The sequence below is a fragment of the Arthrobacter humicola genome, assembly GCF_039531445.1.
Classification (GTDB): domain Bacteria; phylum Actinomycetota; class Actinomycetes; order Actinomycetales; family Micrococcaceae; genus Arthrobacter; species Arthrobacter humicola.
The window spans coordinates 170384-186699 of sequence record NZ_BAAAQB010000038.1 but is presented as its reverse complement, the minus strand read 5'-3'; the positions used below and the strand labels follow the sequence as shown (position 1 = coordinate 186699).

Below are 16316 nucleotides of genomic sequence, written 5' to 3'. Positions count from 1 at the left end.
CCGCAGCCAGTAGCACCAGCGGCCGCCCACTTCGGTGGGCGGGCGCCCTTTTCTTGTCGCGCAGGGAGTTCGGGCTGTGTCGTTTTGCCGCGCATGCTGCGAAGCCGGGTGGCGATCGCCCCGCTGTCGGGTAAGCACGCGCTGTGGAAGAATCGTGCCAAACGATGAAGAGGAAAAAATGCTTCAAGGCTATGTCGATATGATCTCACTCGATAAGCGAAAGCTGACAGGTTGGGTTCAACTGGGTAGATACGGCGAAGAACCACACCTCCAATTGGGCCGCCACGGGGATCATGCTGGGAGCGTCATATTCGGCTCCGAACGCCCGGACGTCCGAGCAGCCCGAGGGATCGCAAACACCGCATTCACATTGACATTTGAGGACCCGCTAGATATTAAAAGCTTCATTTTGAAGACGCTTCAAGTAACGGCTACTGTCGATGGTGAAATCAGCACCATTCCCCTTAGTTCCAGTGCAGAAGTTGGGCTCATAGCTGACTTCGTTAAGCAAGCGGCGACTAACACCGCGGGTGCACGCGAAGCGATACTTGAGGCGCTCCATATCCCTGACTTCACTCTCTCGAAACACATCGATGAAGTCAGGGAAACAGCGGAGTCGGGGGACCTGTCCTACATCGCATTCCCTGTAGGACTGCGGTCCAGCAATGATGTGGCGCAGATTGGCAGGGATGGACACCTCTTCTTGACCGGCGGCAATAACGCCCTGCGGGACCAGTACGTGGAGCCGAAAAACGCGGCTGAGCAAACCGCACTGGAGGAGAAAGCCCAGAGATGGGTTTCAACCATCAGATCCACCAGTCGAGCTCTGAACGACATGGGTATCCCGTTCCTTCAAATAGTCATCCCTGAGAAACTGACCGCCCTACGACACCTTGCCCCCCTGCCCATCAGCGGCCCCACCCCGCTGTACCGACGGGTAAATGAGCTAATGGATAGCACACCCGACTATCTGAGCTTCCTGGACATGTTCGACAATTGGTCGGGTGACATCGAAGGTTGGCAGCGGAACGACACACATTGCTCACCGGCAGGCTCGCTAGCAATGGCGCGTTCAATTCTGGAAAGACTCCCTGACTGTCACCCTGGGGTCCTCGCCGGTATCGAACTGACCGGGACGGTCTATCGCGACGGGGACCTATCGGCCAAGTTCTTCGACATCCCCTTGTGGGACAGGCAGCATGTTCCCGCCCCCGGCTCCTTGGACGACTCCGAGATAGAACTCGCATACTCCTACAACCCAGGAAATTTCGTCGACTCCCACAACATCTGGATAAATAATCGTGCGCCGATCAAGAAGAAAGTCCTAGTCTTTGGCAACTCGTTTTTTGGGGGCGTGACAAGCCCGACGAGGCTGGGATGGTGGTTCGCCCGACTATTCAGCGAATACAACATGAAATGGGTCAACACGGTCGACATGGACCTTGTGAAAGATGTCCGGCCCGACTTCGTAATCGCGCAGACGATTGAGCGCTTCATGGTCCGTCCTCCGGAGCCCGCCAGCTAGATTCTGGCTAACCATTGGGCCGTGACCAGACTTGACCCACGACGGCGTGACCCATGACCGAACGCCCCCGCACCGGTTCCAAGTGCGGGGGCGTTTTGGCGGCCCACGTTCTGTGTCGGTCGACTGCCGAGCCACTCTCCCGTCTGCGCGATGCCCGCTCCGTTCGCATACAGCGGGCACCCGGTTAGGCATAAGGCAAAACGACTTGCTGCCGGCCTGTAAGATCCAGCAAACAAAAACGATGTGTCGACGTGGATATCGGCTGTCGTAGCCCGGTTCCTAGCTTAGGGACCCACTACGATAGTCGACGGAACAGGATGCGATGCAACGACGGGAGCGCCCAAGCCCAACGAGGGACGCGACATCTGCCAGTCCTCGACATCTCTCACCAGAGTTTTAGCCCTGGCATCGAACGAGTGTTTGTCCATCACTTCTTGAGCCTGGAGGACTCGCTCTTCGGCGGTGCCGAAGACGGAGAGACCCTCCGGGCTGCACAGCCACCGGAGCTCATCAACGGATTCGTAAACTTGGACCATGCTGCCGAAGACCTCATTGAGGCCGGCCACGGCGTCACTGACGACCGGCGTCCCGCAGGCGACAGCGTCGAAGATCCGATTCTGAATGAATCCCTTTTCCGCCATATCTGGCCAGTGATCCGCCAGCACGCGCATAGACGACCGGTAAAAACTCCCCAAGTCTTCGTTTCTAATGTTTACGGCCTCGAGCATGCGTGGTTCGAGGACGTTGTCCCAACCGTGCCCGATAATTCGCAGATCGATGCCGGATCGAAGGGCGTCGGCAACGACTTTTCGCTCACGGTTGGGTGTGTTCGCACCTACAAAGGTTGTCGGGCGCCAGCGGTTCTCGGACAATGCTTGAGGCAGCTGGAACCGAGCGACATCCGTGGCCTGCAGAAGCGTTTTCACCTCGCGGCCGCTGAGCAGTGACATCTCTGCTGCCCAGGAAATCGATGAGGCGTATACGAGATCGAACGCACGCAACTCGTCGACCGTCACATCCTCAGGGTGACTGATGACCCACAGTACATTCACGGCCCCCGGAATGGGATTTACCTTGTCAAGGCCTCTCACAACTAGGTTTACATCGTCAAACGCCTGGCTACGGTCAGCATTGTGACCATGCCGGTAGCCGACAACGTCGCGGTCTAATCTACGCAAAGAATCGGCCAAGGAGCCGACATAATGAGTGTCTCCCCACCTGTCGCCATCTTGCCCACCCGTAGACGAGTATCGGATGCCCCACCGCTGGCGCAGCGAATCGGGCGAGCGTATGACGACCGGCCGAGGAGCCGGAACAAGGTTGTCGTCGCCGGCCACGTGTACGAGCCGAAAGCCTGCGCGGTCATACTTGTCGGTCTCGGGGGCTGGAAGCAACCCATTCCATCTCTTCATGAACTCTCGACGATTTGTATTTATGTTGCGCCCTCGACCGGGAGTCTTGCTCTCGTGATGGGTAACTCGAGACGTTGGCTCCACCACAAAATGGCCACCCAGTTCTCTGCTCGCTCTGAGGCAGAGGTCGATATCTTCCATGCCGTTCACAAAAAAGGGATCAAACCCTCCTAGACCGGAGAAATCGCTTGTTCTCCAGAGCATGCAAGCGCCCGTTATCGCAGAGAACTTTTCCCTAGACGTGTGCTGGGCGTCCTCCGGCGGGTGGTTAGCCAGAAAGTGCCCAGGCAAGGTGTTTTCAGCCATAAACACAGTGCCTGCAGTTTGGATGGAGTCGTCAGGATATTGCAGGAGGGGTTGAACGGATATGATCCTCGGATCCTTCAATCGACTGATCAATGGCTCCAACCAGCCTTCGCGCACCACGGTGTCGTTATTTAGGAAGCAGGTGTACTCCCCGGTGCCCAAAAAAGCACCGTAATTGGACCCAGTGCTGAAATTCAAATTCCGGGGCAATCGAACGTAACGCACACGCGGATCGCCGTGGAACAATTGTCCGAGGGGGGCACTGTAATAGTACGCAGACCCATTATCGACGATGACTACTTCGACATCAACGTCGCCGGAGTTGTCTAGGACGCTCCTCACAGCGCGAGCCGTCATAGCCCAGTCTTGGTACACCGGCATGGAAATGGTCACGCGGCCGGGAACTGAATCTCGGCTCCTCATGGCTTCCCAGTCAATAAGGTTCTTGCCAAGCACCACCCACTGCCACGCGTCGGACTCAGTCGTAGTGATCCGGTTCCCTCCATCCCTGTCGTCCCAGTACCTGCATCCGATGAAGGGCAGAAGGATAGGTTTGGAAATTTTTGCAACTCGAATAGCGAAATCGTGGTCGACCCATCGCTTAAGGCTCTCGTCGAAGCCACCGGCCTGGGAAGCCAAGTCGCGCTCTACTGTGAGTACGTTGAGATCGATGTGGTTGAGGATCATGAGGTCCTCGACGTCACCCTGATATGCCCTGTACGAGACCCTGTCCCCGTTGTGGAGCTCGAGCCCCGCGTACACAGCACGCGCCCCCGAGCTGACTGCTCCCTTCACGGAGAGCTCAAGATATTCGGTGGGCCACAGATTGTCCGTGTCCAGAAAGGAGACCCACTGGCCTTGGGCAAGTCCCAAGCCCACGTTGCGGGCCGCGCAGACACCGCGGTGGTCCGCAGCCACGAGTTTAATGCGGGGATCGGCCGCAGCCATGAGGCGCACTACATCGCGGGTGGAGTCCGTCGATCCGTCGTCGACGACGATCAACTCCCATTCGCGGATCGACTGTCGTTGGACGGATCGAATGGCTTGCGCAATGACGTCGGCGCGATTCCACGCGGGCATGATGACACTGACTATAGGCATCTCCTCTTCCGCTACTGGAACGTCCACGTCGATGAGGCTCCGACGCCAGGTGTGCTCCGCGCTTCGATCCCAATTGTCTCGCCCGCGAGGTCGGGACTTGAACGTATGGGTCTTTATCGTGTCAACGATGCCCTTCCAGGAATCGCGGACATCGCTCCAGACCCAGTGCCCGATCGGCGTGTCCACCACGAAATCGTTAGGGGCGTGTTTTAGCAACCACCCGAGGGTTCCTCCGGCATCGGCGGCCACATCGCTGTCTGTGATGACTCCGGACTCAGAATTAAGAAGATTGGGCATGAGCAGCGGACCAATCGAAGGCTGCGATCTTAGCGGCCTTCTATACCATTTCATCACGTCGCTGAACTTGCCCTGCTTCCAAGCCTGGCGGAGGTGGCCTGGAAAAGATCTGGGGTCCATAAGCGGGTGGGGTGACATCTCGTTCGACATGCCGTAATCGAGATAATCGGCGGCGGCGGCCCGATCAGAAGGGAAGAAGCGGTCACTCTGGGCTGAATACCAGTACCTATTAAATATCCCAGTGGCGAGAAGCAATTCGAGGTCGGAAAGTTGGTCAAAGCTGGTGGTTGTCACGCGCTGCCCCCTGCGGCGTAGATAAGTATGCTTTTTCTTCAGACTACCGGAACCGCATTCAGTTAAGGTCCAGCGAGTGCTGACCGGAGCGAGATGTTGCCACGACGATCAGCGGTTGCGCCGCCGGCGCCTGATCCCCTGGATGCTGGTCCCGCTGCTCAGGGAGTGAGGTGTGCAAGACGAACCAGTCCGCGCCCGGGTCACCGGGCGCCCAACCGCGCCCGAGCGTGACCCGTTGGTAAAGCCCGTCCGAGCGGTCGACCCGGCGGAGCGGGTTCCACGGTGATGCCAACTCCAGCGAGGTCATGGACAATTCCTCGCTCACAGCGAACGTTTGTACCTCCTGGTCGCAGCGAACGTCGACCAGGACACCGCGTGAGGTCGTTGCCGGAGGTCCGATTTCAATACGAAAGTCCAGAGATCCCTTTCCAGCAGGATCCCACCGGTACGTCCATTCAGTGAGTTGGCGCCGTACCCACTGGGAGCCGTCGAATGCAGCCGCCCATATCTGTTGGTAGTGTGATTCGTCCCGTTTATGATAGATCGCCAGTGGCCGTCCGTCGGGGAGAAATCCCAATCGAACGTTGTTGTTTATAAGCCCCCGACCTGGCGGCACCGGGTCGACCACGGTGCCGGCGTCCTCACCGATGGGGTGGTCAATTGGACTTCCTGCGGCATCGGTCCAGTTCACCAAATTTGCACTCCGCGCATAATTGACGGTGTGGGTGGACTCGGCCTCCGGAGAGTCGCGCCAAACCCAGAGCATGTGCCAAGCGCCATCAGGACCCAGGACGGGTGCGTTGGTGTCGATGTAAGCATTGCGTTCCCCCCTCCCATCGATCAGCGGGTGGTCGGTCATATGTTCGTACTGAGCAGCTTCGTCGTTCCAACGGAGGCAAATGAAGTCGCCATTTCCGCTGGTCCCGTCCCGGTAGGTAAACAGCAGCTCTCCGTCGTTGTCCCGCAGAAATCTGGGGTAAGTGACCTTTTGCTCTCGTCCAGCATCCGATAAGACTTCGATTCGAAGACTCGCTGCAGTGGTACTCGTTAGGTCGACAATCCAGTACCGGAGGGGCGATGCGTGCATGTTGCCAGCTACGTGGAGGCGCCCGGACCGGTCAAATCCGAGGTCGATGTAGTTGTGGCTATCCCACTGGACCTCTGATTCAAGCCTCTGAAAGTTCCAGTTGAGGCCTCGAACATTCCGATGGGCAAGGGTAAGGCGTCTTGAATCGTCATAATAAGCCAGCACGAGGGTTTCCCCGTGCCGAAGTAGAGTGGGTCGGATAGCTACATCCGAAACTGCACACCCGACGACATCGACGGAGTCGATAGTCTGGTCGTGCCACTTATCTCCGACGTGTAGCCTCGGTTGGTTTGATGGGCTTGGGCGCGGGTTCATGAATACAGTTCTACACGTCACACGATGGCAGCGCGAAGATCGCAAGCGGCTCCGCGGGTTCCGAGCTGCGCGACAGGCATGCCATGACCGGAGCGGTAGCGGTGTTGAGATCGGATGAAACTTCTCCCCGGGCGGACGCATTTTCGAGTGTATGACGTCGCCGGCGAGATGTGGCCCATCCCCGAAAATAGTTGCCTTGGGCCACATCCACCAAAGCATCCTGATCGAGCGTGAGAAGGCAGCAATGCCCTTTTTGACTTGCGGTGAAAGTGGATCTATGTTGGGACCGTTCCGTCGCACCCCCAATAGTGAGGGGACGGCAGATGACACCCACGCTCTCCCTCCCCCAGTCGAGAGCGTGGGTGTTTCTGCGTTCCGGCTACGATGTGCCCATGGCATCGTTCAACCTCGACGGGGAATCCTTCGAATACCTCCGGCAGGACCCCGGGCACCCGCCGGAGGAGACCCGCTCCTGGGAGTACGGTAACTACCCGAAGATCGGGGTCACACTGCCGCTGGCTGGTGGCCGCACTATGGACGTCTACGCTCACGCGAGCCGCTGGAACCCGTCCTTCGTCCTCGTCGGCTGGGCAGACGACCGCGACCACTCGCACTGGGCATGGGTCCCAGCCGGCAACATCCGCCGCGTCACCGGCTCCGAATGGGACATCGAAGAATACCGCCGCTCCCCCGAAAAGTTACGCCACATCCGATGGGGAAGCAGGCTGCCACGGTTCCTGCCGGCGTAACCGCCCAGACGTTGCCTCAATTTGGTCGCCTAGTATTTGTCAGATGACTCAAGAGCGCTGGAAGAATATAGTCGAGTGGCCCCTCGTGTGCGCCGCATTGGTGTTCCTCGTTGCCTATTCCGTCCAGGTGATCGCAAACCTCAACGATACCCAGTCAGCCTCGCTGGACGTCGTCATTGGAATTACGTGGATTGCCTTTGTCGCTGACTACATCATGATGCTGCTCCTGGCCCGCAGTCGCTTGCGTTGGTTCTTCACGAACATCCACGAGCTGGCTATCCTAGCGCTGCCGATGCTCCGGCCGCTTCGGCTCCTGCGCTTGGTGACGCTGATAAGGGTGCTGCACCGGACGGCCGGGAACGCGTTGAGGGGAAGAATTGTCACTTACGTCTTGAGTGCCGCCGTTTTGTTGACTTATTGCGGGGCCTTGGCGGTGCTCGATGCCGAGGAGAATGCTCCTGGCGCAAACATCGTGATGTTTTGGGATGCCCTTTGGTGGGCGCTGACGACCATTACGACTGTGGGCTACGGCGACCACTACCCCATCACTGCGACAGGACGGGTCGTGGCTGGCGCTTTGATGATCTCGGGAATCGGCGTTCTCGGCGTCGTAACAGCATCTGTGGCGTCGTGGCTGGTGGAGCATGTCTCTGCTGAGGCCGCCGCTGCAATTGAGACGCAGGAGGAGCCCCTCCGTGCGGAAATCCGCTCGCTGACGGCGCAGATCGAGAACCTTTCAGCAAAGATTGAAAGCTTGGCTGAACAGGGCAGCGTGAACTGAAACCGCCAGCGCCCGGACCCTGTTCAGCCGAATCCAGGGAAACTCTTACGACAAGCTCCGCCCCATTCGCTGGGGCGACCGCCTCCCGGGATTCCTGCCGGCCTAGTTTCCGAGCTACTTCCAACCCTTCATCGCTTCGATAACGAACGGGACAACGACGCCTCCCAAGGCTAGGACGCCACCGACAATGGCCATGATGGTGTTGAAGACCGCTTGCTTCTTCTGAGACTCGCGGTTGGCTTCCCGGTCAAGGTTCATCTGCACCAGTATCCCGGCCATCAGTTTGAAGTTCTCCGAGTCGTCGACGCGGCGCTGAGCTTCGGCGCGCTCCTTCTCGGCTTTCCGGCGCATTGATTTCTCAAGATCGTCCATACCGGGGGCCACTACTGGCATTCGCCCGATGTCCCGGATCAGATCGTCGTAGTTAATGCGGGGCCGTTCTTTGCGAGCCGCATCCGAAGCACGATCGAGGCCTTTCAATGCCTCGGCAAGCGAAGGAGCCATGAATGCGTCCATTGCGGATCGTTCTTGGCCAGTCAGCTCGGTCTTGCTCGGCTCGCTCGGAGGGTCCTAAACGTGGGTATCGTCGTTCGTCATGGTCAAGATCCTGCCATGGAAGCAATCACGTAGCGTCTAGCTCTATCCGAGTGCATCGGCCGCCGCGGCGTCGGACGCCTTGGCTAGCCGGGCGTACACGCGCAGCGTCGTCTGTGGGTCTTCATGCCCCAGCCGGGCCTGCACGACGTGGACTGGCACGTTGGCGTCGAGCAGGTGCGTGGTGTGCGCGTGCCTGATCTCGTGAATCCACGGCTTGCGGTCCAGCTCCTTGCCGACGAGCTCCCCCATGAGCGGCTGCCACACTTCCTTGTGGAAGCGTGAGTTTCGGACATAGTCGCCGTCTGGCCGCTGGAACACGAAGTCATCCAGCTCGATCTCCTGCAGGCGGTCCGCCAGGGCGGCTGAGAGCGTCGCGTTACAGGTGACCGTTCGGTTGGCCTTCTTCGTCTTGGGCGGCCCGATCTCTTCGCCCTTGCCTTTGGACTTCCATGCCCGGCTGACCCGGACCGCGGCGCGCCCATCCCGGATGGTGATGTCCCGCCGGCGGAGTGCCGTGGCTTCGGAACGCCGAAGGCCTGTGCCGCCCAGGAACCGTATCAACAACGAGTAGTGCGGGTCGATGCGCTCGGCGAGCATGACGAGATCCTCGGTCGATAGGTAGACGGCCTCCCCCGCCTCGTTGAGGTCAGCCTCGGCGACGCCCTTGGCCGGGTTGCGGGTCATGGTCTCGGCGTCCATGGCCGTGACGAACGCGGCGGAGAACAGCGCGTGGATGTTCTGCTTGGTCTTGCGTGAGAGGGGCTCGTCTTTGGTCTGGTTGGCGCCTTGCTTGACTGTTAGCTGGTCCAGCCAGTCGATTACCGCTGCCTTGTTGCCCTTGTCCACCGGTGTGCGGCCGAGGTCACTCCCATCGATGTGCGCGGCGGCAATCTTCCGGTTCGCGGAGCACTCAGCAAGGACGCGGTCGGGTTGGTTGTGCGCGACGTAATGGGCGTCATCCCTGACGAACGTCAGCCCGTCATGCGGTTCGGGCAGTTCGGGTATCTCCCAGCCGACGCCGCGGTTGTAAAGAGTCCACGGGCTAGGTGTGGCCGCCCGTGCTACAGCCTCATCCTCGGCTATGCGGGCTTCCAGGAACTCGGTAATGGTCAGTTGTCTCTGTCCCGTTCCATGCTGTGTCGCTTCCCTGCCTGTCCCCTAGCTGAGTCATTTCTCGCCAACAAAATGGGCAGTCTCGCCAACAGGCAAAAAGAAAACCCCTAGATCACAAGGATCTAGAGGCTATCTTAAGTAAGTGGAGATGGGGGGAATTGAACCCCCGTCCGATGTCGTGTTGTCAGGGCTTCTCCGGGCGCAGTTTGCGTTGGATTTTCTCGGCCCCAGCCATGCTGCAAACAGCTGGCTGATCCGGGCCCAGTCATCTAAGAGTCCCGTTTACCCCGATGACGGAGGTAAACAGCAGTGGCTATCTAAATGACGCCAGGATCCGGGGCAATAGCAACCTCGGGCTGACGGACTGTCTTACTGCTTAGGCAGCGAGAGCGAAGTCAGTGCGTTTTGATTCGGCACTTATTGGTTTGCAGACAGCGTTTACGAGATAATTCTGCATCCTCGGCCCGCTTCACCTGTCGCGACTAACATCGTCGAAACCGATCATCCCCGTATTTTTTTATCAAACCGGACTAGCCTGATGCTGAACCGCTTCGCGGTCCTGCTTCGTTCCTTCCCGGACACTCAATCATAACGCACGACCCCTGGGAAACATTCCCGGCAACGTTCCAGGGGCCCGCCGGCCAAACGGTAGATCGCCCGCTAGCGCCGGTTGCGTTCGCGCATGACCCGCTGGGCCTCGCGCTTGTCCTGCTGTTCGCGCAGCGTCTGGCGCTTGTCGTATTCCTTCTTACCGCGGGCGACGCCGATTTCCACCTTCGCGCGGCCGTCCACGAAATACAACTGCAGCGGCACGATCGTGAAACCCGATTCCCGGATCTTGTGCGAGATCTTCGTGAGCTCCTCGCGGTGCAGCAGCAGCTTGCGGCGGCGGCGTGCGGCGTGGTTGGTCCAGCTCCCCTGGTGGTATTCGGGGATGTGGATGCCCTCCATCCACAGCTCATCGTTATAGAACGTGCAGAAGCCGTCGACCATTGAGGCATGGCCTTCGCGCAGGGACTTTACTTCAGTGCCCATCAGCGCGATGCCGGCCTCGTATGTGTCAAGGATGTGGTAGTCGTGCCGGGCCTTGCGGTTGGTGGCCACTACCTTACGGCCACTTTCTTTGGGCACGGTAGGACTCCTTGGTTGTGGTGGTGATTCACTCCGGCCGGGTGGCGCGGAACCTTTCCAGTTTACGGCAGGGCGGCCGCCGCAGCGGATGGCCCGGGACGGGCTACAGCAGGGTCATGGGGTCCACGGCCCGGCCGTTGAGCCAGGTCTCGAAGTGCGCGTGGCACCCGGTGGAGTTGCCGGTGGTTCCCGAGTAGGCGATCAGCTGCCCCTGTTCAACGTGCTGGCCGACCGAGACCGTCACAGAGGTGTTGTGGTAGTAGATCGTGGTCAGCGAGTTGCCCTGGATGACGCCATGGGAAATCTTCACCCGGTTGCCGCCGCCGTCGTTGCCCCAGCCGGCCGAGAAAACGGTGCCGGCCGCCGCGGCGTAAACGGGGGTGCCGCACGTGGCGCCGAAGTCGATGCCGGTGTGCATATAGCCGCCGGTGCCGTAGAAGTCGATGGTGCCGGGCGGCGTCGCGCGCCAGCCGAATCCGGACGTGATCGGGATGTTGGAAGAGAACGGGTGCCGGAGGCCGAAGGCCGACGGCGGTCCCTGGACCGGAACGTAGGGCTGGATCGCCTGTCCCTGGGCACGGGCGGCCGCGGCCGCGGCCTCGGCGATGCGGCGCTGCTCGGCTTCCCAGGCCTCACGCAGTTTCCGGTCGCGTTCGGCGATATCGGCGGCGACGGCGTCCTGCTGGGCTTTGACCTGGGCGAGCTGGTTCTGGATGCCGGGCTTGGCAGCCTGGAGTTCGGCGTCGATCCTGGTGGTATCGGCGATGAGCTTGTCCACCTGCGCCTTCTTGGCTTCGGCCTCGTCCCGGGCGGCCTTCTCCCGTGCCAGTGCTGCGTCGGCTTTGGCCTTGAGGTCCGTGATTTCGGCCTCGACGGCTGCCAGCCGGGCCTGCGCGTTGACGTTGGTGGCACTCTGCTGCGTGAGCTTGTCCATCGCGGAGTTTTGGCTGCGCAGGGCCTGGTCCGCGAGGTCGATGGTGTCGGTCAGGCTGCCGCCCTGGTTCGAGCCGAAGAACAATGACAGGTTGGACGGTACGCCGCCGGACTTGTAGGCCTGCGTGGCGATCTGCCCGATCAGCTTGCGGGTGTCGGCGATCTTCTGCTTATCGCTCTCGAGCTGCGCGGTGATTTTGGCCTTGTTCTGCTGCGCGAGGTCCACGCGGGCAGCGAGGGCGTCCACCTCCTGGACTGCTCCGGCCACCCGTCCCTGGGCGTCCATGAGGGCCTGCTGGGCGGCGGGGAGCTGGCCCTGGTACAGGACCAGGTCTGCCGCGGCCTGGGCGATCCTGGCATCCACGAACTCCAGGGAGTCCTGGACCTGCGCCGCCTGATCCTTCAGTGCGGCCTGCTGGTCGTCCAGGTTGTCCGCAAATGCCACCGGCGCCGAGGCGCCCAGGCTTCCCGCGAGGACCAAGGCCAGGGTGGCGCTGATCATCCGGCTGCGGCGTCCCACCAGGCGAAGCCGGAGGGGGTGCCGGAGGGGGCGGGGGGCCATCGGTGTCATAAGCATTCCCTTTTCGTTGCGCAAAGCTAGACCCGCAAGTACCGGCGGAGGGTCAGCAGGGAGGAAATTCCGGCCAGGACGACGCCCAGGCCAATCAGGGCAGGTGCCAGCATCAGGGTTTGCCCCGGCGAGATGAAGGCGGTGTCCGGGTACTGCTTGGACAGGACCTCGCCAAGGAAGAAGTGGGCCACCGCCCACAGGGTGCCGGAGGCCAGGGCGGCGCCGATCACCGCGGCGATGACGCCTTCGAGGATGAACGGCAGCTGGATCACCATCTTGGACGCTCCCACGAGCCGCATGATGCCCGTCTCGCGGCGCCGGCTGAACGCGGAGAGCCGGATGGTGGTCGCAATCAGCAGGATGGCGCAAATGATCATGACGCCGGCGATGCTCACCGCCACGAGGGACGCCGCGTTCATGGCCGAGAACAGGCGCTCCAGCAGCTGACGCTGGTCGATCACGGTCTCCACGCCGGCCTGCGAGGAAAAGGTCTCGCTGATGATCTCGTACTTCTCCGGGTCCTTCATGTTGATCCGGAACGAGGCCGGAAGCTGGTCCGGGGTCACGGAGTCGACGATCGGGGAATTGGAGAACTGTTCCTTGAAGTGCTTGTAGGCGTCGTCTTTGGACTCGTACTGGAAGTCGTTGACGTACTGCGCGACCGCGGGCGACTGCAGGAGCTTGCGCAGGTTGTCTTCCTGCTCCGGGGTTGCAGGGCCGGTGGCGCAGCCAGGCGCCGTCGAACCGTCACTGCACAGGAAGATGGCCACCTGGACTTTGTCGTACCAGTAGCCTTTCATCTGGTTGATCTGCAACTGGAGCATGCCGGCGGCGCCGACGAAGGTCAGGGACACGAAGGTCACCAGGATGACGGAGATCACCATGGACAGGTTGCGGCGCAGTCCGCTGCCGATCTCGCTCAGGACGAATGCAAGCCTCACGCCTGGCCCTCCCCTGCGGTGCGGAGCCCGCGCGCTTCGGCGCGTGTTTCCGCACGGGGGGACGTAGCGGGCGGCTCGTCCCGGCCGCTGGCGTCGCGCAGGCGGCGCGACTGGCCCACCACCGGAATCATGGACGTGTACAGGGCCCTGGCCTCGTCGCGGATCACGACGCCGTTCTTGAGTTCCACGACCCGTTTGCGCATCTCGTTGACGATGTCGTCGTCGTGCGTGGCCATCACCACGGTGGTGCCGTTCTGGTTGATCTTGTCCAGCACGCCCATGATGCCCATCGAGGTGGTGGGGTCCAGGTTGCCGGTGGGTTCGTCGGCCAGCAGGATGCCGGGCCGGTTCACGACGGCGCGGGCGATCGCCACGCGCTGCTGCTCACCGCCGGAGAGTTCGTGCGGGAGCCGGTTTTCCTTGCCTTCCAGGCCCACGGTCTTGAGGACCTCCGGGACGGTGTCGCGAATGACGCTGCGGCTCTTGCCGATGACCTGCATGGCGAAGGCGACGTTGGCGAAGACGGTCTTTTGCGGCAGCAGGCGAAAGTCCTGGAAGACGACGCCGATGCCTCGGCGCAGGCGCGGCACGCGCCAGCTGGAGATGTTGGCGACGTTCTGGCCGGCGACGTACACGGCCCCGGAGGAGGCGCGGTCCTCTTTGAGGACCAGGCGCAGGAAGGTCGACTTGCCGGAGCCGGAGGCCCCGACGAGGAAGGCGAATTCGCCGCGGTCGATCTCAAGGTTGATCGAATCCAGCGCCGGCCGCGCCTTCTGGTCATAGACCTTGGTGACATTTTCGAAACGGATCATGGCCCTTAGTACCCTGCAGGACATGGCCGCGGGGGCCCGGTTCTGCTGCCGGCGCAAGGGCTTTCGTGTGGGGGAAGTAGAGCTCCGGCCCCTCGACTATACGCACGGGTAAAGGCGGATCGGCCGGAACGGCGGGGCGTGTCGCACGATTGTCAGCGACCTCCCAGTCGAGGCGACCGGCCGGGGTGCGGGGCCTACTTCTCGGCGTTGCGGTTGTCGGTCCGCCAGCGGATCCCGGCGTCGATGAAGTCGTCGATTTCGCCGTCGAACACCGCCGAGGTGTTGCCGACCTCGTGCTCGGTGCGCAGGTCCTTGACCATCTGGTACGGGTTCAGGACGTAGGAGCGCATCTGGTCGCCCCACGAGGCTTTGACGTCGCCGGCGAACGCCTTCTTCTCGGCGTCCTCCTGTTCCTTCTTCAGCAGCAGCAGGCGGGACTGCAGCACCCGCAGGGCGGCGGCGCGGTTCTGAAGCTGCGATTTCTCGTTCTGCATGGACACCACGGTCCCGGTGGGGATGTGGGTCAGGCGCACGGCGGAGTCGGTGGTGTTGACCGACTGGCCGCCGGGGCCGGAGGACCGGAACACGTCGACGCGGATCTCGTTGTCGGGGATGTCGATGGAGTCCGTCTGCTCGATCAGCGGGATCACTTCCACTGCGGCGAAGGAGGTCTGGCGGCGGCCCTGGTTGTCGAACGGGCTGATCCGGACCAGGCGGTGGGTACCGGCCTCGACGCTGAGCGTGCCGTAGGCGTAGGGCGCCTTGACCTCGAACGTCGCGGACTTCAGCCCGGCTTCTTCGGCGTAGGAGGTGTCCATGATGGTGGTCGGGTAGCCGTGGCGTTCGGCCCAGCGCAGGTACATGCGCAGCAGCATTTCGGCGAAGTCCGCCGCGTCCACGCCGCCAGCTCCGGCCCGGATGGTCACCACGGCTTCGCGCTCGTCGAACTCGCCGGAGAGCAGCGTGACCACTTCGAGCTCGCCCAGCGCCTTGCGGACCGATTCCAGCTCCGCGGCGGCGTCGGCCATGGAATCGGCGTCGTCCTCGTCCTGGCCGAGCTCCACGAGGACTTCGAGGTCGTCGATCCGGGCCGCCAGCTTGTTGAGGCGCTCGAGCTCGGACTGCTTGTGCGAGAGCTTCGAGGTGATGACCTGCGCCGCGGCGGGGTCGTCCCACAGGTTGGGTTCACCGGCCCGCTCGCTGAGCTCGGCGATGTCTTCCTTGAGCGCCTCGACGTTCGAGACGTTCTCGATGGACGCATAGGTGGCCCGCAGCGCGCGGATTTCAGCGGGAAAATCAATGTTTGCCATGGTTTTTTAAGCCTACGCTATGTGTCCTAGCCCCCTGGCCCTCACCGCGGCCCCTTCCCCTCCCGGATGCCCTGTCACTTGGGGCTGCTATCGGCCCCGGTTGGCCGCATCTACTGATAGGGCAACCGGGATGTTGGGGATGCGGGTCAGCGCTGCAGGGGGTTGGCAGGTCAGCGGCTGAGGCGGGACCGCGCTGTCGACGTCGCCTCGATCCGGATGCCGTCGGGCACCAGGAAGTTCACCACTGGCGGGTGGACCGCAGCGCTGAGCACCACGACGGCGGTGGCACCGTCCGGGCTGCCCGTGGACGGCGCCACACTGAGGCCGCTGACGCGACCGAAGGCGCCGTTGCGGCTCAGATAGTCGACGGCGGCGCTGCGCACCCTGGTACCGCTCAATACGGCGGATGGCGTGCCGCCGGCGTTGCCGAGCTGCCCGAGCGTGAAGCTGTCCGCTGCGGCCACCGAGGCGCCGTCCGCGAGCGAGAGCAGTTTCTTGTGTTCGAGGTAGACGCTGGAAGCGGCAATGACGACGGTCGCGACAAGCAGGGCAATCACGACGAACCCGATGCTCAGCACCAGCACCTGGCCCTCCTGCGGGCGGGACGGGCTCCTGGCTGGATGCTGGCATGCGCCGACGTGGATTTTCACCGGAACCTTCCCACCAGCTGGGTTGCCGAGGCGCTGAGCTGGCTCGCGTTGAGATGAAGCACATCGCTGAAGGGCACAAAGGGCAGCGGCACGGCGAGGTGAACGGTGACCGTCACCGCCGAGCCGGGAGCCAGACAGTCCGCGGGCTCGCAGCGTGTGTCGATGCTGGCGTTCTCCGGCGGCTGCCCGTAGTCGGCGAGCGCCAGCAGCACGGCCTGCTCGGCAGCGGCCCGGCCGCTTGCCGCGTCCGGCTGGGCGACATAGGCCTTGGCGGCCTGGTCCGCGGCGCCAACCACAGCGAACGAGCCGCCCTGGATCTGGCCCACGGTGATGATGAAGTACACGAGGGGCACCATCAGCAGCATGGACAGGAAGACGAACTCGATCACGG

General features: G+C 61.9%; 14 protein-coding genes and 1 other RNA gene. 3 read left to right on the top strand and 12 right to left on the bottom strand.

All coding sequences use genetic code 11. The features are described from left to right. Window positions 1-154: 154 nt before the first annotated feature. Window positions 155-1525 (top strand): alginate O-acetyltransferase AlgX-related protein, encoded by a 1371-nt coding sequence (locus ABD243_RS15475; RefSeq protein ID WP_344367326.1) that lies wholly within the window; start codon window positions 155-157, stop codon window positions 1523-1525. Between the two features lie 284 nt (window positions 1526-1809). On the opposite strand, the gene ABD243_RS15470 is transcribed toward ABD243_RS15475, so the two are convergent. Further along, window positions 1810-4935 carry a glycosyltransferase gene (locus tag ABD243_RS15470; RefSeq protein WP_344367325.1) on the bottom strand — a complete coding sequence of 1042 codons (3126 nt, stop codon included), beginning with the start codon at window positions 4933-4935 and terminating at the stop codon, window positions 1810-1812. Window positions 4936-4993: 58 nt separating this feature from the next. Continuing rightward, the gene (locus ABD243_RS15465; RefSeq protein WP_344367324.1) at window positions 4994-6187 is read right to left on the bottom strand and encodes a BNR repeat-containing protein; all 1194 of its coding nucleotides are present in this window, start codon (window positions 6185-6187) and stop codon (window positions 4994-4996) included. Between the two features lie 542 nt (window positions 6188-6729). On the opposite strand from ABD243_RS15465, the gene ABD243_RS15460 reads away from it, so the two are divergent. Both ABD243_RS15460 and ABD243_RS15455 read left to right on the top strand, forming a co-directional pair. Then, window positions 6730-7086 (top strand): hypothetical protein, encoded by a 357-nt coding sequence (locus ABD243_RS15460; protein ID WP_344367323.1) that lies wholly within the window; start codon window positions 6730-6732, stop codon window positions 7084-7086. Window positions 7087-7129: 43 nt separating this feature from the next. After that, on the top strand, window positions 7130-7867 hold the full coding sequence (locus tag ABD243_RS15455) for a potassium channel family protein (RefSeq protein WP_344367322.1): 738 nt from the start codon (window positions 7130-7132) through the stop codon (window positions 7865-7867). Between the two features lie 114 nt (window positions 7868-7981). On the opposite strand, the gene ABD243_RS15450 is transcribed toward ABD243_RS15455, so the two are convergent. The 10 genes from ABD243_RS15450 to ABD243_RS15405 form a co-directional block, all read right to left on the bottom strand. Beyond that, window positions 7982-8383, bottom strand: coding sequence for a hypothetical protein (locus tag ABD243_RS15450; protein WP_344367321.1), 402 nt, complete (start codon window positions 8381-8383; stop codon window positions 7982-7984). 123 nt (window positions 8384-8506) lie between these two features. Continuing rightward, entirely contained in the window at window positions 8507-9559 is a 1053-nt protein-coding gene (locus tag ABD243_RS15445) for a DUF6221 family protein (RefSeq protein ID WP_425547224.1), read from the bottom strand. A gap of 158 nt (window positions 9560-9717) precedes the next feature. Next, window positions 9718-10086: a transfer-messenger RNA gene (gene ssrA / locus ABD243_RS15440) on the bottom strand. Window positions 10087-10237: 151 nt separating this feature from the next. Further along, the gene (gene smpB, locus ABD243_RS15435; protein ID WP_091249322.1) at window positions 10238-10708 is read right to left on the bottom strand and encodes an SsrA-binding protein SmpB; all 471 of its coding nucleotides are present in this window, start codon (window positions 10706-10708) and stop codon (window positions 10238-10240) included. A 103-nt stretch (window positions 10709-10811) separates the two neighbouring features. Beyond that, window positions 10812-12212, bottom strand: a complete 1401-nt coding sequence (locus ABD243_RS15430; protein WP_344367319.1) for a peptidoglycan DD-metalloendopeptidase family protein — start codon at window positions 12210-12212, stop codon at window positions 10812-10814. A gap of 26 nt (window positions 12213-12238) precedes the next feature. Continuing rightward, a complete protein-coding gene (ftsX, locus tag ABD243_RS15425; RefSeq protein ID WP_091249317.1) occupies window positions 12239-13153 on the bottom strand; it encodes a permease-like cell division protein FtsX in 915 nt (304 codons plus the stop codon). Beyond that, window positions 13150-13965 carry a cell division ATP-binding protein FtsE gene (gene ftsE / locus ABD243_RS15420; protein WP_344367318.1) on the bottom strand — a complete coding sequence of 272 codons (816 nt, stop codon included), beginning with the start codon at window positions 13963-13965 and terminating at the stop codon, window positions 13150-13152. The genes ftsX and ftsE overlap by 4 nt, the downstream gene beginning before the upstream one ends. A 194-nt stretch (window positions 13966-14159) precedes the next feature. Further along, a complete protein-coding gene (gene prfB, locus ABD243_RS15415) occupies window positions 14160-15275 on the bottom strand; it encodes a peptide chain release factor 2 (protein WP_091249311.1) in 1116 nt (371 codons plus the stop codon). A 170-nt stretch (window positions 15276-15445) separates the two neighbouring features. Beyond that, entirely contained in the window at window positions 15446-15925 is a 480-nt protein-coding gene (locus tag ABD243_RS15410) for a pilus assembly protein TadG-related protein (RefSeq protein ID WP_344367317.1), read from the bottom strand. Next, on the bottom strand, window positions 15922-16314 hold the full coding sequence (locus ABD243_RS15405; protein ID WP_344367316.1) for a hypothetical protein: 393 nt from the start codon (window positions 16312-16314) through the stop codon (window positions 15922-15924). The genes ABD243_RS15410 and ABD243_RS15405 overlap by 4 nt, the downstream gene beginning before the upstream one ends. Window positions 16315-16316 lie beyond the last annotated feature (2 nt).

Excerpts from the sequence above, each read along its gene's own strand:
- ABD243_RS15460 (WP_344367323.1), top strand. The coding sequence starts at position 6,730 with ATGGCATCGTTCAACCTCGACGGGGAATCCTTCGAATACCTCCGGCAG.
- prfB (WP_091249311.1), bottom strand. The coding sequence starts at position 15,275 with ATGGCAAACATTGATTTTCCCGCTGAAATCCGCGCGCTGCGGGCCACC.
- ABD243_RS15455 (WP_344367322.1), top strand. The coding sequence starts at position 7,130 with ATGACTCAAGAGCGCTGGAAGAATATAGTCGAGTGGCCCCTCGTGTGC.
- ABD243_RS15450 (WP_344367321.1), bottom strand. The coding sequence starts at position 8,383 with ATGGACGCATTCATGGCTCCTTCGCTTGCCGAGGCATTGAAAGGCCTC.
- ftsE (WP_344367318.1), bottom strand. The coding sequence starts at position 13,965 with ATGATCCGTTTCGAAAATGTCACCAAGGTCTATGACCAGAAGGCGCGG.
- ABD243_RS15430 (WP_344367319.1), bottom strand. The coding sequence starts at position 12,212 with ATGACACCGATGGCCCCCCGCCCCCTCCGGCACCCCCTCCGGCTTCGC.